General features: G+C 71.3%; 19 protein-coding genes. 10 read left to right on the forward strand and 9 right to left on the reverse strand.

What is annotated here, in order from left to right; translation table 11 throughout:
- Positions 1-22: 22 nt before the first annotated feature.
- On the reverse strand, positions 23-643 hold the full coding sequence (locus ABEG17_RS08885; RefSeq protein WP_406832926.1) for a TMEM165/GDT1 family protein: 621 nt from the start codon (positions 641-643) through the stop codon (positions 23-25).
- 43 nt (positions 644-686) lie between these two features.
- Between ABEG17_RS08885 and ABEG17_RS08890 the strand changes: the two genes are divergently transcribed.
- Both ABEG17_RS08890 and pheA read left to right on the forward strand, forming a co-directional pair.
- Positions 687-1100, forward strand: a complete 414-nt coding sequence (locus ABEG17_RS08890; RefSeq protein ID WP_406832927.1) for a DUF4446 family protein — start codon at positions 687-689, stop codon at positions 1098-1100.
- 2 nt (positions 1101-1102) lie between these two features.
- Positions 1103-2053 carry a prephenate dehydratase gene (gene pheA, locus ABEG17_RS08895; protein WP_406832928.1) on the forward strand — a complete coding sequence of 317 codons (951 nt, stop codon included), beginning with the start codon at positions 1103-1105 and terminating at the stop codon, positions 2051-2053.
- Positions 2054-2061: 8 nt separating this feature from the next.
- Here pheA and zwf read toward each other — a convergent pair whose 3' ends face one another.
- The 4 genes from zwf to ABEG17_RS08915 form a co-directional block, all read right to left on the reverse strand.
- The gene (zwf, locus tag ABEG17_RS08900) at positions 2062-3489 is read right to left on the reverse strand and encodes a glucose-6-phosphate dehydrogenase (RefSeq protein ID WP_406833167.1); all 1428 of its coding nucleotides are present in this window, start codon (positions 3487-3489) and stop codon (positions 2062-2064) included.
- Between the two features lie 186 nt (positions 3490-3675).
- Entirely contained in the window at positions 3676-4374 is a 699-nt protein-coding gene (locus ABEG17_RS08905) for a phosphatase PAP2 family protein (protein ID WP_406832929.1), read from the reverse strand.
- On the reverse strand, positions 4311-5018 hold the full coding sequence (locus ABEG17_RS08910) for a phosphatase PAP2 family protein (RefSeq protein ID WP_406832930.1): 708 nt from the start codon (positions 5016-5018) through the stop codon (positions 4311-4313). The genes ABEG17_RS08905 and ABEG17_RS08910 overlap by 64 nt, the downstream gene beginning before the upstream one ends.
- Complete coding sequence (locus ABEG17_RS08915) at positions 5018-6130, reverse strand: diacylglycerol/lipid kinase family protein (RefSeq protein WP_406832931.1); 1113 nt, start codon at positions 6128-6130, stop codon at positions 5018-5020. The genes ABEG17_RS08910 and ABEG17_RS08915 overlap by 1 nt, the downstream gene beginning before the upstream one ends.
- 210 nt (positions 6131-6340) lie before the next feature.
- Here ABEG17_RS08915 and ABEG17_RS08920 point away from each other — a divergent pair, with 210 nt between their 5' ends.
- Positions 6341-6919, forward strand: a complete 579-nt coding sequence (locus tag ABEG17_RS08920; protein ID WP_406832932.1) for a DinB family protein — start codon at positions 6341-6343, stop codon at positions 6917-6919.
- 166 nt (positions 6920-7085) lie between these two features.
- Here ABEG17_RS08920 and ABEG17_RS08925 read toward each other — a convergent pair whose 3' ends face one another.
- Positions 7086-7724 carry a LysE family translocator gene (locus ABEG17_RS08925; protein WP_406832933.1) on the reverse strand — a complete coding sequence of 213 codons (639 nt, stop codon included), beginning with the start codon at positions 7722-7724 and terminating at the stop codon, positions 7086-7088.
- A gap of 139 nt (positions 7725-7863) precedes the next feature.
- Between ABEG17_RS08925 and serS the strand changes: the two genes are divergently transcribed.
- From serS to ABEG17_RS08945, 4 genes are read left to right on the forward strand one after another with little or no spacing between them, the layout of a single operon-like run.
- The gene (serS, locus tag ABEG17_RS08930) at positions 7864-9129 is read left to right on the forward strand and encodes a serine--tRNA ligase (protein WP_406832934.1); all 1266 of its coding nucleotides are present in this window, start codon (positions 7864-7866) and stop codon (positions 9127-9129) included.
- Positions 9130-9177: 48 nt separating this feature from the next.
- Positions 9178-9573, forward strand: coding sequence for a hypothetical protein (locus tag ABEG17_RS08935; protein ID WP_406832935.1), 396 nt, complete (start codon positions 9178-9180; stop codon positions 9571-9573).
- Positions 9574-9594: 21 nt separating this feature from the next.
- Positions 9595-10806: an alpha-hydroxy-acid oxidizing protein gene (locus ABEG17_RS08940; RefSeq protein WP_406832936.1), complete on the forward strand. Its 1212-nt coding sequence runs from the start codon at positions 9595-9597 to the stop codon at positions 10804-10806.
- A gap of 10 nt (positions 10807-10816) precedes the next feature.
- Positions 10817-11611, forward strand: coding sequence for an HAD family hydrolase (locus ABEG17_RS08945; protein ID WP_406832937.1), 795 nt, complete (start codon positions 10817-10819; stop codon positions 11609-11611).
- Positions 11612-11650: 39 nt separating this feature from the next.
- Here ABEG17_RS08945 and ABEG17_RS08950 read toward each other — a convergent pair whose 3' ends face one another.
- The gene (locus ABEG17_RS08950; RefSeq protein ID WP_406832938.1) at positions 11651-12259 is read right to left on the reverse strand and encodes a hypothetical protein; all 609 of its coding nucleotides are present in this window, start codon (positions 12257-12259) and stop codon (positions 11651-11653) included.
- Positions 12260-12302: 43 nt separating this feature from the next.
- Between ABEG17_RS08950 and ABEG17_RS08955 the strand changes: the two genes are divergently transcribed.
- Genes ABEG17_RS08955 through ABEG17_RS08965 form a run of 3 tightly spaced genes read left to right on the forward strand, consistent with a single transcriptional unit; the run spans position 12303 to position 14781 of the window.
- Entirely contained in the window at positions 12303-13277 is a 975-nt protein-coding gene (locus tag ABEG17_RS08955; protein ID WP_406832939.1) for a DUF2332 domain-containing protein, read from the forward strand.
- Positions 13270-14097: a TrmH family RNA methyltransferase gene (locus ABEG17_RS08960; protein WP_406832940.1), complete on the forward strand. Its 828-nt coding sequence runs from the start codon at positions 13270-13272 to the stop codon at positions 14095-14097. Before ABEG17_RS08955 ends, ABEG17_RS08960 begins: the two co-directional genes overlap by 8 nt.
- A gap of 48 nt (positions 14098-14145) precedes the next feature.
- Entirely contained in the window at positions 14146-14781 is a 636-nt protein-coding gene (locus ABEG17_RS08965; RefSeq protein ID WP_406832941.1) for a VOC family protein, read from the forward strand.
- A gap of 43 nt (positions 14782-14824) precedes the next feature.
- Here ABEG17_RS08965 and ABEG17_RS08970 read toward each other — a convergent pair whose 3' ends face one another.
- Both ABEG17_RS08970 and ABEG17_RS08975 read right to left on the reverse strand, forming a co-directional pair.
- Positions 14825-14986: a hypothetical protein gene (locus ABEG17_RS08970; RefSeq protein WP_406832942.1), complete on the reverse strand. Its 162-nt coding sequence runs from the start codon at positions 14984-14986 to the stop codon at positions 14825-14827.
- Positions 14983-15333, reverse strand: a complete 351-nt coding sequence (locus tag ABEG17_RS08975) for a DUF2568 domain-containing protein (RefSeq protein ID WP_406832943.1) — start codon at positions 15331-15333, stop codon at positions 14983-14985. Before ABEG17_RS08975 ends, ABEG17_RS08970 begins: the two co-directional genes overlap by 4 nt.
- Positions 15334-15336: the final 3 nt, after the last annotated feature.

The raw sequence follows: 15336 nt of genomic DNA on the forward strand, positions 1-15336 counted from the left end.
GTTCGACGGTGCTTGGGCGGGGTCAGCCGCCGAAGACGCCGACGATCTGCAGCGCGGTGACGGCGGCCAGCAGGAGGCAGACGCCACCGCCGACGCGGCGGATCGTCGCGAGCTTCACCCGGGACAGCAGCACCCGGCCGAGGATGGTCGCCAGCCCCGAGATGGTCACCAGGGCGAGGAACGCACCCACGAACACCGAGAGCGGGTCGTGGTAGCGCAGCACCAGGGTCGCCGTGAGGATCTGCGACAGGTCGCCCCACTCGGCGAGGAACAGCACGCCGAACGACACCCCGATCGCCTTGAGCCCGACCGCCGTGGCGGCACCCTTGTGGGAGAACTCCTCGACGGTCTCGGCCTCCTCCTCGTCGGCCTTGGACGCCCCGCGCAGCAGCAGCACGCCGCCGATGAGGAACATCGCTGCGGCGAAGACCTCCACGGGGGTCCGCGGCAGCCGGGCGAGCAGCCCACCCACCGAGACGGCGACGAGGGTCTGCACGAGGAACGCCAGCGACACCCCGATCCACACGAACAGCGGCCGGAACCGGGTGGCCAGCACGAGGGTGGCGATGAAGGTCTTGTCGGGGAGCTCCACGAGGAAGATCGCGCCGAAGACGATGGCGGCGGTGACGATGCTGAATTCCATATCGGCGTCGACTGTATCGGCGCGGCCCCAATACGCTTCCGGGGTGTCCGACTCCGCCCTGACCCTCGTCGCGCTCGTCGTCGCCGTCCTGGCGCTGGCGGTCGCTGCGCTCGCAGTCCTGCAGGCCGGCCGGGCCCGGGCGGAGGTTCGCGTCATCGAGGGGCAGCGTCCCGTCGGCACCGGTGACCTGGCGGCCCTGCGAGCCGACATCGCGCAGACCCTGCGCCACGTCGCGGTCGTGCGGTACGACGCGTTCGGTGACATGGGCGGCCGGTTGTCCTTCAGCGCGGCAGTGGTGGACGACCGCGGTGACGGCCTGGTCTTCTCCGCCATCCACGCCCGCGGCGAGTCCCGCACGTACGCCAAGGGGATCGTGGGTGGCGGCTCCGACGCGACCCTGACGCCCGAGGAGCAGCAGGCGCTGGCTGCCGCCCGCACCGGATCCCAGAAGGCCTGACGATGACCGACGACCAGTCCGACACCGCTCGCACCTACGCCTACCTCGGCCCGGAGGGCACCTTCACCCAGATGGCGCTCGACGCCTGGGCCCCGTCCGCCGGCGCGAACCACCGCCCGTGCGGTTCGGTCGATGCAGCGCTCGGCCTCCTGCGGGCCGGGGAGGTCGACGGCGCGATGGTGCCCATCGAGAACTCGGTCGAGGGCGGTGTCAGTGCGACCCTCGACGCCCTCGCCAGCGGCGACCCGCTCGTCGTCGTCGCCGAGGTGCTCGTCCCCATCACCTTCGTGCTCGCCGCCCGACCCGGTATGGCGCGCACCGACGTCCGCGCGGTCGGCACCCACTCCCACGCCTGGGCCCAGGTCCGCGGCTGGATGGACGCGAACCTCCCTGAGGCGACCTACGTCCCGACCCTGTCGACCGCCGCCGCGGCGGCCGGGCTGGCCGGCGCCGGTGGTGAGCAGGCGGCATACCAGGCCGCCGTCTGCGCCCCCGTCGCTGCCCGCAACCACGGGCTGGAGGTGCTTGCCGAGGACATCGGGGACAACCGGTCGGCGGTGACGCGGTTCGTGCTCGTCGCGCGACCGGGCGCCCTGCCGGAGCGCACGGGGGCCGACAAGACGACGCTGGTGCTGTTCCAGCGCGACGACCACGCCGGTGGCCTGCTCGAGCTGCTGGAGCAGTTCGCGGTCCGCGGGATCAACATGTCGCGGCTGGAGTCACGCCCGACCAAGGCGTCGATGGGCAGCTACTGCTTCTCCATCGACATCGAGGGCCACGTCCTCGACGAGCGCGTGGGCGAGGCGCTGCTCGGGCTCAAGCGGGTCTGCGCGGAGGTGCGGTTCCTCGGCAGCTATCCCGCGGCGCACGGCACGGCGGTCCGCGTCACGCCGCACACGACCGACGAGGCGTTCGGCGAGGCCCGCACCTGGCTCCGCTCCCTGCGCGCCTGACCCCCGACCTACTTCTCGCGCCAGACGCGTTCGAACGGCAGGCGCCAGGCGTGCGGGGCGATGAGCTGGTGGACCGCGTTCGGACCCCAGGTGCCCGGCGGGTAGGACTTCACCTCGGGTGGGTCCTCCAGCAGTGGAGTCGACCGGTCCCACAGCGACTCGATGCCCTCCGCCGTCGTGAACAGCGTGTGGTCGCCGCGCATGGCGTCGAGGATCAGCCGCTCGTAGGCCTCGAGGACGTCGCGAGCCCGCTCCGTCTCCCTGGTGGAGAACTGCATCGACAGCTTCTCCAGCCGCATGCCGGGGCCCGGGCGCTTGCCGTAGAACGACAGGGACACCTTGGACTCGTCGGCCAGGTCGAAGGTCAGGTGGTCGGGCCCGGCGTTCCCGACACCGGAGTGCGCGGGGAACATCGACCGGGGCGCCTCCTTGAAGGCGATCGAGATGATGCGCGCCCCCTCGGCCATCCGCTTGCCGGTGCGCAGGTAGAACGGCACCCCGGCCCAGCGCCAGTTGTCGATGCCGCACTTGAGCGCGATGAACGTCTCGGTGTCGGAGTCGGCCGGCACCCCGTCGAGTCCGGTGTACCCGGCGAACTGGCCGCGCACGACGTCCGAGGGCTCGATCGGCAGCAGTGACCTGAAGACCTTGTTCTTCTCCTCGGAGATCGCCCGCGGCTCCAGCGCGGTGGGCGGCTCCATCGCGACGAACGCCATCACCTGGAACAGGTGCGTGACGACCATGTCCTTGTAGGCGCCGGTCGCCTCGTAGAAGTTGGCGCGCTGGTCCAGGCCGAGCGTCTCGGGGATGTCGATCTGGATGTGGTCGATGAAGTTGCGGTTCCAGATCGGCTCGAACAGGCCGTTGGCGAAACGGAAGGCCAGGATGTTCTGGGCCGCCTCCTTGCCGAGGAAGTGGTCGATCCGGAAGATCTGGCTCTCGTCGAACGTCTGGTGCACCTCGTCGTTGAGCGCGATCGCGCTCTCGAGGTCGGTGCCGAACGGCTTCTCCATGACGACGCGTGAGCGCTCCACCAGGTCTGCGTCCCGCAGCATCGCGATGACCGCGACCGCAGCCTTGGGCGGGACCGAGAGGTAGTGCAGCCGGAGCGCGTCATCGCCCAGCTGCTTCTCCGCGTGGGCCACCGCCTCGGCCAGGGCGCCGGGACCTGCGGACTGCGGGACGTAGACGAGGTGGTCGTCGAACGCGTCCCACTGCTCCGGGGTGAGCCGGTGGCTGCCGAACTCCTCGACGGCGGTGCGGGCGAAGTCTCGGAACTCCGCGTCGCTCATCTCCTCGAGCGACGTCCCGATCACGCGGATCGCCGGCGCCAGCGCGGACGCAGCGAGGTGGGCGAGCCCGGGCAACAGCTTGCGCCGGGCGAGGTCACCCGTGGCCCCGAACAGCACGACGACGTGCGGCTCGGCCTTCTCCAGTTCCCCCCGCGGAGTGCGGGCGTCGGAGGCCGGGTAGGAGATCGTCTGCACGCGGTGGGGCGTCGGCTCGGGCACCTGCCGATACTCCCACCGCGACCGGAGCCGTGCACCCGTGACGGCGGGGAGCCAGTGGGCCGGGAGCCTGACGGCCGGGAGCCAGTCGACCGACGGTCAGACGGCCGGGAGTCAGCTCCGGCTGAACGCAGCGTCCTTCACGCGGGAGCCGACCTCGTCCTTGCGGGTGGCCTTCCACCAGGAGTAGGCGAGGACGGCGCAGATGATCCCGTTGGCCATACCGACACTGACGTCGGTCACGTGGTGCATGCCGCGGTAGAGCCGGGCGAAGGTGACCAGCAGCGGCAGCGCCAGGCACACGACCATCGTCGTCACCCGCAGCCAGGTGCGCTCGATCCGCGTCGCCATCAGGGCGAAGGTGAGGTAGAGCGCCGTCGACGCCCCGACGTGCCCGCTCGGGTAGCTCGACGTGGGGGGAGCCGGGTCGAGGTGGCTGACCTGCGGTCGGGGGCGGCCGACCACGAGGGTGGCCAACACGAAGATGGTGGCCTGCAACGAGATCGCGATGACCGGGACGAGGCTGAACAGCAGGTCCTTGGTACGCCAGAAGATGATGATGGCGACGAGGATGCACACCGCGATGACGTACTCGGTGTTGCCGACGTGCGACCACAGCATGGTGATCTGGTTCCACGTGGGCGTGCGGTCCGACGCCAGGGTCTTGTTGACCGTCTCCTCGCTCTTGGACAGCCCGGTGAGCGGTCCGGTGATGAGGAGCCCGAAGCCGACGATCGCGCCCCAGACGACTACGCCGGGTGCGATGGCCCTGCTGAGGAGGTCGGTGAAGTTCTGCCTATGAATCCTTGCCATGAGGAGAACGTAGTGCCCACGCCGAGAATCCACGCGGCGAGCACGTCGGACATGAAGTGCACCCCCAGGAAGATGCGGTCCAAACCCACCACGAAGGCCCCGACGACGGCCAGGGTGACGGCCACCCGCCGCCCTCCGTGCGAGAGCACCGGCCACAGCAGGAACACCATGGTCGTGGCGATGATCGCGGCGTTGGCGGCGTGCCCCGAGGGGAACGAGAAGCCGGGTGCGTGCGAGATCGGGTCGTGGATGACCGGCCTGGCCCGCTGCACGAGCAGCTTGGCGTCCAGGGCGAGGTTCCAGCCGACCATCATCGTGACGAACGCCCACAGCGCGCGGTTGCGCAGCCCCTTGACGAGCCACGCCCACACGCACACGAGGGTGGCCACGATGTAGAGCACCCACGGCTGGCTCACCGCCTGCAGCACGATGAGGGCGGGGCCCGCTCCGACCGACCGGGTGACGTCGGTCGCGTGCTCGGCGATCGTCTGGTCGAGGTGGACCAGGGGGTCGAACTTCTGCCGCACCGCGAACCCGATCAGCACGAACGGCACCGCGAACAGCACCATCGCGAGCGCCCCACGCCCGAGGCGGAGCAGCCGCCTCCGGGTGGGGGTCGTCGCGGACGCCGTCGAGGTCGACATCAGCTCGGGGAGCCCACGCGGACGACGAGGGCGCCGGGGACGATCTCGGCGTTGATGGCCCGGGCCTTGCCGAGGGTGTCGCCGTCGATCTGCACCTCCTGCGGGCGGTCGGCGCGGATGCGCACCGTCTCGCTCGTGTAGTGGTCGACGCGCTTGTGCCCCTTGCGCTTCTTGGAGGCGATGCGCGCCGCGACGGCCGCCCAGCCCACGACGCCCTGGGGCGAGAGGATGATGGTGTCGAGCATGCCGTCGTCGACCTCCGCCTCGGGCATCAGCACCAGTCCGCCGAGGAGCTTGCCGCAGTTGCCGATGACGACGGTGCGGGCACGACGGGAGAACTCCTCCTGGTCGTCGATCTTCATCCGGACCCGGAACTGGGGTCCGCGCAGGTTGCGGGCACCGGAGACGACGTATGCCGCCGGACCCACCTTGGCCTTGAGGCCCTCCGGGGCGTCGGCCATGATCGCGGCGTCGAAGCCGAGCCCGGCCATGACGAGGAAGATGTGCTGCTCGGGACGCTCGTGCTCGCCGGACTGGTCGATGGTGATGCGTCCGACGTCGACGCGCTTGTTCTGGCCGGTCAGGGCGACGCGGAGCGCGTCGTCGAGGTCGTCGACGGGCAGGCCGAGGTTGCGGGCCAGCAGGTTGCCGGTCCCCCCGGGCAGCAGCCCCATCGGGGTGTCGGTGCCGGCGAGCACCTCGCCGACCGCGCGAACGGTGCCGTCGCCGCCGAGGGGGCAGACCAGGTCGACCTGCCGCTCGAGGGCCTCGCGGGCCTGCCCCTGCCCGGTGTCCTGGGCCGTGGTCTCGATGAACAACGGCTCGGACCAGCCGAGGGAGTGCGACTGCTTGGAGATCTGCTGCTTGACGGCGGCCAGGTCGTCGAACTTGGTGGGATTGATGATGATCGCTGCGCGACGCGTGGGTGACTCGGACACGGTGCCCTCCGGACGGAACTCGTTGCGGTGGGGGCGGCGCCGCCACCGGCGTCCTCGGTGGGAGCCTCCGGAGCTGCCGCCACGCATCCCTGCCCAGCCCGCGACACCGAGGGCGAGGAGGATGACGATGACGATCGCCGCGAGGGCGATCCAGCCGGAGTGGTCGTGGAGCACGGGCCGACGTTACAGCACGGTAGGGGGCCGATCGCTGCCCGTCCGGGAGGCCGTGGCGACGACGCCCGGCGACGGGCCCGGAAGGGTTTCTGCACTGGTCAGAGGGTCAGGAGGGAGGTCGCCGGGTCGACCTCGGGATCGGCAGGATCTGCTCGGCGGATGGCACAGGACGGGCTGCCCATGGGGTCGCGCGATCCCTACGGTGGCGGCATGCGAGCAGAGTCGGACGCCGTCGACCCGAACACCGTCGACCCGGACACTGTCGACCCGGACACCAAGGACTGGACCTGGACGCTCGAGCGGCCGTGTCCCGAGTGCGGGTTCGACGCGGGGTCGGTGGCTCGGGAGTCGATCGCCGGGTTGACGACCGAGCTCACGAGCCCGTGGCAGGCGGTGCTGGCTCGCGACGACGCGACGAGCAGGCCCACGACCGGCGTGTGGTCGCCGCTGGAGTACGCCTGCCACGTCCGCGACGTCTGCCGGGTCTTCGGCGGGCGCCTCCAGCTCATGCTCGAGCAGGAGGACCCGGCCTTCCCCGACTGGGACCAGGACGAGACCGCCGTGCAGGAGCGGTATGGCGCGCAGGACCCGTCGGTGGTCCGCCACGAGGTCTCGGCGGCTGCCGACGAGGTGGCCGCCCGCTTCCGCTCCGTCGGGGCCGACCAGTGGACGCGACGAGGGACCCGCAGCAACGGGTCGGCGTTCACGGTCGAGTCGCTCGGCCGGTACTTCCTGCACGACCTCGCCCACCACCTCGTCGACGTCGGGGTGACCCGTCCTCGCCCCTGACCCCAGACTGCCCCCCGCCTGACCCCGTTCTCGCCCTCCCCGGCGCTCTGGCCCACCTTCCCCCCTTCCCCCCTCTTACGGCAGCAACCTCTGCTAGCAGAGGTTGCTGCCGGAGGGGCAGGGTGCAACCTGGGTCTGCGGCAGCAACCTGTGCTGAGTGGGCGGGTCAGGTGCTGCTGGGCTGGCCGGTGAGGGCCGCGGCCCCACCCATGACGAGGAAGATCGAGCCGGAGACGTACTTCTGCCGCTCGACGGCCCGCGGGTGGCGGCCGAGCCAGCGGCCGATGCTCCCGGCGCTGAGGGCGTACACGCTGTCGAACACCGCGCCGATGACCACGAACACCGCGCCGAGCACGAGCACCTGCGACCAGATCGGTCCGGACCCCCGGTGCAGGAACTGCGGGAAGAACGCGACGAAGAAGACCGCGGTCTTCGGGTTGGAGATGCCGACGAGGAACGCGTCGCCGAACGCGCGGCGTGAGGTGGTGACCGGCACCCGCTGCAGGGCGAAGTGCCCCTTGCTGCGGAGCTCGCGAACCGCCAGCCAGAGCAGGTATGCCGCGCCGGCGTACTTCACGACGGAGAACGCCAGGACCGAGGAGCTGATGACCGCGGAGAGCCCGAAGGCCGTCGCGACCACCATGAGGGCGGTCGCGGTCTCGATCCCGGCCATCGAGGCGACGGCGAGACGTCGGCTGCCGTGCCCGATGCCCCGCGAGATGAGGAACAGCATGGCCGGACCGGGCAGGAGGATCAGCGCGGTGGCGGCGACGGCGAAGGCACCCAGGGTGGCGGCGGACGGCATACGGCAAGGATCGAGCCCGCGGACCCGATGAGGCAACGGGGTATCGCGCCGTGGTCGGTTCCCCCCGGTCCCGCCGCCCGCCCGCCCGCCCCGGGAGCCAACGGGAAATCGGATGGCGGGCGCTCGGTAGGCTGACGCCGTGATCGACATCAAGCTCCTGCGCGAGGACCCGGACCGCGTCCGCGCCTCGCAGCGCGCCCGTGGTGAGGACGAGGGGATCGTCGACGCGATCCTGGCTGCCGAGGCGACGCACCGCTCCTCCCTGACGGAGTTCGAGCAGCTGCGCGCCCAGCAGAAGTCCATGGGCAAGCAGGTCGCCCAGGCCCAGGGAGAGGAGAAGCAGGCGCTGCTCGCGCAGACCAAGGAGATCTCGGCCCGGGTCAAGCAGCTGCAGACCGACGCCGACACCGCGCAGGCGACGCTCGGCGAGCTCATCCGCCAGATCGGCAACATCGTCGAGGACGGCGTGCCGGTCGGCGGCGAGGACGACTACACGCTGCTCGAGACCGTGGGCGACCTGCCGGAGTTCGACTTCGAGCCCAAGGACCACCTCGCCCTCGGTGAGTCGCTCGCGGCCATCGACATGGAGCGCGGTGCCAAGGTCGGCGGCTCGCGGTTCTACTTCCTCACCGGCGTCGGTGCCCGGCTCGAGCTGGCCCTGCTCAACATGGGCATCGCCCAGGCCGTCGAGCACGGCTTCACCCCGATGATCACGCCGACGCTCGTCAAGGCCGACGTGATGGCCGGGGCCGGCTTCATCGACAAGCACGGCGACGAGGTCTACCGCCTCGAGGCCGACGACCTCTACCTCACCGGCACCTCAGAGGTGGCGCTCGCGGGCTACCACGCCGACGAGATCCTCGACCTGTCCGCCGGCCCGAAGCGGTATGCCGGCTGGTCGGCCTGCTACCGCCGCGAGGCGGGGTCGCACGGTAAGGACACCCGCGGCATCATCCGCGTGCACCAGTTCCACAAGGTCGAGATGTTCACCTACTGCCGGGTCGAGGACGCCGCTGCGGAGCACCAGCGGCTGCTCGGCTGGGAGAAGGAGATGCTCGCCAAGATCGAGGTGCCCTACCGCGTCATCGACACGGCGGCCGGTGACCTCGGCGGTCCGGCGGCCCGCAAGTTCGACTGCGAGGCGTGGGTCCCGACCCAGGGCCGCTACCGCGAGCTCACCTCCACCTCGAACTGCACGACCTACCAGGCGCGGCGCCTCAACACCCGTGAGCGGGACCCGAACGGCCAGGGCACGCGAGCCGTCGCCACGCTCAACGGCACGCTCGCCACGACCCGCTGGATGGTCGCCATCCTCGAGAATCACCAGCAGGCCGACGGCTCCGTCGTCGTGCCGAAGGCGCTCCAGCCGTTCCTCGGCCTCGAGGTGCTCGAGCCCGTCAGGTAGTCCGCCGTGTAGTCCCTCGCACGCTGGTGGTCGTACGACCATCTGGTGGTGAGGGGGCCCGAGTGGGCCATGTTCGTGGGGCCCGCGCAGGTCAAGGCTGGAGGGGTGGGCCTCCTCGACGACGGCGACCTCGCGGCAGAGATCGTGCTGCTCGGTGAGGTGATGGCGGCTGTCTCCAGCGCCTCCGGGGTGCTGACCGACTCGGAGGTGGACGCCGTGCTGGGGGTGGCCCCCGCGCCCGGTCCGGCCCCCGTACCCGAGCCGGCCCCCATACCCGAGCCGGCCGCCGCGCCCGAGCCGACGGCGCCCCGCGCGTCCGAGGAGGGCGCCGCGCCCGAGCCGACGGCGCCCCGAACGGCCGAACGGCTGGAGGCTGTAGGGCGGGTGAACCGGCCCGCGCGAAAGACCGCCGACCTCGGTGGTCCCGGGCGGCGGGGTCGGTAGGACCGCTGTAGCGTCAAGGCGATGAGTGATCGCCAGCTGCCCAAGTGGTCCGAGCTCAAGCCGCTCCTGCGACCCAAGCCCGTCGAGCTCGACCCGAGGAAGCGCCGCCTCGACGCCGCCCTGACCATCGCCGACCTGCGGCGGGTCGCCAAGCGACGCACGCCCACCTCGGTCTTCGACTACACCGACGGTGCGGCCGAGGGTGAGATCAGCCTGCGGCGGGCTCGGCAGACCTTTGCCGGCCTGGAGTTCCACCCGGCGATCCTGCAGGACGTCTCGGACATCGACCTCTCCACGACCTTCCTCGGCAAGCCCTCGTCCCTGCCGTTCTCCTTCGCCCCCACCGGGTTCACGCGGATGATGCAGCACGAGGGAGAGCGCGCGGTGGTCCGCGTGGCCGACCGCGTCGGCATTCCGTACGCCCTCTCGACGATGGGCACGACCTCGATCGAGGACGTTGCCGCGGCAGCCCCGGACGCCCGCAAGTGGTTCCAGCTCTATGTCTGGAAGGACCGCAGCGCCGGTGAGGACCTCATGCGCCGCGCCAAAGAGGCGGGGTACGAGGCACTCATCCTCACCGTCGACGTCCCCGTCGCGGGCGCCCGGCTGCGCGACGTCCGCAACGGCTTCTCCATCCCGCCCGCCCTGACCGTCAAGACCGTCGCCGACGCGGCGCTGCACCCGAGCTGGTGGGCGAACCTGCTCACCACCGAGCCGCTGACGTTCGCCTCGCTGGCGTCGTGGGACGGGACGGTGGCCGAGCTGCTCAACGCGTTGTTCGACCCGACGATGACCTTGGCCGACCTGGAGTGGGTGCGCTCGGTCTGGGACGGGCCGCTCATCATCAAGGGGGTCCAGACCGTGCACGACGCCAGGATGGTGGTCGACGCCGGTGTCGACGCCATCGTGCTGTCCAACCACGGTGGCCGCCAGCTCGACCGTGCCCCGGTGCCGCTGCGCCTGCTCCCCGACGTCCGGGAGGCCCTCGGTGACGACGCCGAGATCATGCTCGACACCGGTGTCATGTCCGGGGCCGACGTCGTGGCGGCCGTCGCGCTCGGGGCCAGCAGCGTCATGGTCGGCCGCGCCTACCTCTACGGGCTGATGGCCGGTGGCGAGGCGGGCGTGCAGCGGGCCGCTGACATCCTGGCCACCGAGGCGCGACGTACGATGGCCCTGCTCGGCGCGCGCCAGATCTCGGACCTCGGGCCGCAGCACGTGCGCCTTCCGTAGGCTCGGGCCCATGGTCCACCCTCACCTCGTCGCGCTCGACGTCGACGGCACGACGATCAACCATGCCGGCGTGCTGTCCCCCGCGGTGCGCGAGGCCGTGCACGCAGTGGTCGCCGCGGGCCACCACGTGATCATCTCGACCGGACGGTCCATCCCCGCGACGACCTTCATCCTCGAGGAGCTGGGGATCAGGACCGGGTATGTCGTGTGCTCCAACGGTGCGGTCACCCTCGAGCTGGATCCCGCGCACGACAAGGGATTCCAGGTCATCGAGGCCGTGACGTTCGACCCCGCACCAGCGCTCACCCTCCTGCGCGGCCAGTGGCCCGACGCGGTGATCGCGGTGGAGGACCTCGGTGTCGGGTTCAAGCTCAGTGCGCCGTTCCCCGACGGCGAGCTGCAGGGCGAGCTCACGGTCGTGCCGTGGGAGGAGCTGGTCGCCGAGCCCGTGACGCGCGTGACCTTCCGCTCCCCGAGCGGGACCGCGGAGGACTTCCTGGCCCTGACCGAGCGGATCGGCCTGCACGGCGTCAACTACGCGGTCGGGTTCAGCGCCTGGCTCGACCTCAACCCCGAAGGTGTCTCCAAGGGCTCGGCCCTGGAGATCCTGCGCCGCCAGCTCGACATCGACCCGCGGCACACCGTCGCCGTGGGCGACCAGCGCAACGACCTCGAGATGCTCCAGTGGGCGGCCCGTGGGGTGGCGATGGGCAACGCACCCGACGAGGTCAAGGTCGCAGCCGACGAGGTCACCGGCCACGTCGACGACGACGGCCTGGTCCCGGTCCTGCGCTCGCTGCTCTGACGCAGCGGTCGGTGGCGGGGAGTCGCCGGGTCGGTCGGGTCAGCGGGACTGGAGGGCGTCGAGGGCGACCGCCATGGCCAGGCCCACGCGCCAGTCCAGCTGCCAGCCGTTGCTCGCCTGCGGCAGGCGGATGTCGTACCGGTCGCGCAGCGAGCGCTTGCGCTCCGAGGACAGCACGACGCTGCCGTCGGGAGCGGCGAAGTCGAAGTGGAACAGGAACGGCAGCGGGATCTCCCCGACGTACGGCACCAGGTCCCACACGCGGCGGACGATGGCGACCTTCTGGTTGCGCTCGGTCCCGAACGCCTCGAGCCCGTCGGGGGTGCCGAGGTGCCACGAGGAGCGCAGCAACGACTTGCCGAAGTCCTTGCGGAACCAGCCGATCGGCGCGCCCGTGGCGTCGAACACGTCATACGTCGCACCGAGGTCCATCCGCTGGCGCGCCTTGAACGAGAACACGCGCTGCGAGCGCGACTCGTCCGAGTAGAAGGTGACCTCCTCCTTGAGCGCCATCCGCTTCTGCTGGGCGACCGCAACGACGGCACCCTCATTGCCGGAGGCGTCGACGGTCCGGATCTCGTAGCGGTTCACCATCATGGTGATCTTCTGGCGCAGGGCGTAGCGCTCGGTGACGGCGGTGTGGCTCATGTCGGACATTCTGCCCGAGCGTCGGTCTGCGACAGTGACCTGCATGCGCACGAGTGACCTGTGGCGGGCCTTCGCGCAGCGCGAGGCGGCCGGTTCGTCCCCCACCTACGAGCAGATCGCGTATGCCGTCGCAGCCGCCGAGCGCGTCCTCACCCTCCTCGACGGCCTCCCCCCGGCCAAGCGCCAGCCCAACCTCCTGCTCGGTGTGGGTCGGCTGCTCGGGGCGCCGCTGTCACCGGACGCGTTCGTCGGCTGGGTCGTCGACCACTGGGACGAGGTGCGCCCGGAGGTCCTGTCGCGGTCGACCCAGACGAACGAGCCCGGCCGGTGCGCGACGCTGCTCCCGGTGCTCGCCACGATCCCGGGCCCGCTCGCCCTGCTCGAGGTCGGCGCCTCCGCCGGCCTCTGCCTCTACCCCGACCGGTACCGCTACGACTACGGGCACGGCATCCTCGGCGACGGCCCCGGCCCGGTGCTGCGGTGCCGGTGGGACTGCGAGCGACCACCGCCGACCCGGGTGTCGGAGGTGGCCTGGCGCGCCGGTGTCGACCTCAACCCGCTCGACCTCACCGATCCGGACGACCTTGCCTGGTTGCGGGCGCTGGTCTGGCCGGAGCAGCACGAGCGGCGCGAGCGGCTGGCCGAGGCGGCCCGGGTCCTCGTCGCCGAGCCACCGCACCTCGTCGCCGGCGACCTCGTCGCCGAGCTGGAGTCGCTGGCGGCACAGGCCCCTCGGGACGCCACCCTGGTCGTCCTGCACTCGGCGGTGCTCGCCTACCTCGAGCCGGCTGCGCGCATGGAGTTCGTGGACGTGGTGCGCCGGCTGCCCGGTCACTGGGTCGCGAACGAGTCGCCGCGGGTCCTCGAGGGCCTGGTCGACGACCCGGGGGCGTGGCCCGGCGTCGGCGCCACCGACGGCCCGGCGCCGTTCCTCACGACCCTCGATGGCGCGCCGAGCGGCTGGGCGGGGCCGCACGGACAGTCCTGGGACTGCCATGCTGGTGCGCGCCATGGCTGACCTGTTCATCACCTCGCCGTCCAACCCGCGGCTCAAGGCGCTCGCCGCCCTGCGCCGCCGCCGTACCCGCGAGGAGACCGGCCAGACCCTCATCGAGGGGTATGAAGAGCTGACCCTCGCGCTCGACGCGGGCATCCTGCCCGAGGCCCTGTACTACTGCCCTGAGCTCATGCTCGACCCCGCGACGCAGACGCGGGTCGTCGACGACGTGCGCCGGTCCGGGGTCGACACCGTGCAGGTGTCCCGGGCCGCCTTCGAGAAGGCCGCCTACCGGGAGGGGCCGGACGGGTTCATTGCCGTCGTCCCCGCCGTCGTCCGCAGCTGCGCCGACCTCGTCGTCGGACCGAACGCCCTCACCGTCCTGTGCCAGGGCGTCGAGAAGCCGGGCAACCTCGGCGCCATGCTGCGCACCGCCGACGCGGCAGGGGTCGAGGCCGTCATCGCCGCCGACCCGGTCACCGACTGGGGCAACCCCAACCTCGTCCGCGCCTCCAAGGGCACCGTCTTCTCGGTGCCGGTGGCCAGCGACTCGACGGCCCAGACGCTGGCCTGGCTGGACGCCCACGGCATCGCCCTGGTGGCCACCACCCCGGACACCGACCTCGACCACACCGAGGTCGACTACACCGGCCCGGTGGCGATCGCGGTGGGCGCAGAGAAGTACGGGCTCACGGACGAGGTGCTGGAGCACGCCGCATACCGGGTGCGAATCCCCATGGTGGGCAAGGCAAACTCACTCAACGTGGCCACATCGGCGGCAATCGTCATCTACGAGGCGGTGCGTCAGCGGACGGCCCGGGAGCACCCGCGGTCTCACTGACCCCACCCGTGTCAAGAGCACTCCCGAGGGTGTGTCACGATGTCGGGTATGCGAGTTGACCATGTTTCGTATGCAGCTGAGCGCGACGGCCTGAAGGCCACTGCCGCCCGGTTGGCGAAGGTCATCGGGGTGGACGCAGTCGACGGGGGCATCCACCCCCGGTTCGGCACTCGCAACGTGATCCTCCCGCTGGCCCATGACCGGTACGTCGAGGTCGTCGAGGTGCTCGACCACCCGGCTTCGGACAAGGCCCCCTTCGGGCAGGCCGTGCGGGCCCGCTCCGAGGCCGGGGGCGGCTGGCTCGGATGGGTGGTGGCGGTCGACGACCTCGCGCCCTACGAGAAGCGCATCGGCCGCGAGGCGGTCGTCGGCAACCGGCACCGCCCCGACGGGGTGGAGCTGCGCTGGCGCCAGCTCGGCGTCAAGGGGCTCATGTCCGACCCGCAGCTGCCGTTCTTCATCAAGTGGGACGACCCGGCGTTGCACCCCTCGACGGCGGCCCATACCGAGGTGACCATCGACGGGCTCCAGATCGCCGGTGACCCCGCCCGGGTGCGTGACTGGCTCGACATGCAGCCCGACGAGACCTCCTCGGTCATCGACTTCACGTTCGTCGCACCGCACGGCACCCCCGGGCTGCTGTCGGTCACGTTCGACACCCCGGGCGGCAAGGTCACCGTCTGACCCGCCTGCCCTTCCTGGGTCCGGCGCCGTCCGGACCAGCCGCCTACGCCTCGTCGAAGAACGCCTCGACGAGGCGTTTCGGTGCCCGGGCCGCCCAGGCGTCGGTGATGACCTCCTCGAGCTCACCCGTCGAGAGTCGGGGAGGTGCGGGTATGGAGCGCTCCCAAACCGCGCGGACCAGACTCTCGGCGGGGGTGTGGGTCACGACGCCACCGGCTCGGCGACGAGCGAGCGCACCCACGGCAGCTGTGCCGCGGCGTTGACGACGACCGAGAACACGAGCAACGCGACGGCCGCCGTGGGGTGACCGGCGGCCCACAGACCCGCCGACGCGAGCCCGAACACGAGCACCTTGACCACCGGCCGCACCACCGGTCCGCCGAACCTCGCCCTCGGCGACGCGAACGCCCACCAGACGGCGACCACCGCGACCGGTGCGAGGACGGCGAGCAGCACGCCCCCGGCATACCGACCCCACACCCCTGCGGCGACGGCGGCGAGCACCTCGTCGAGGAACACCAACGCGAGGACGCACCACCCCAGACCAGCCACGCG

It is taken from the genome of Pedococcus sp. KACC 23699 (genome assembly GCF_045348425.1).
Classification (GTDB): Bacteria; Actinomycetota; Actinomycetes; order Actinomycetales; family Dermatophilaceae; genus Pedococcus.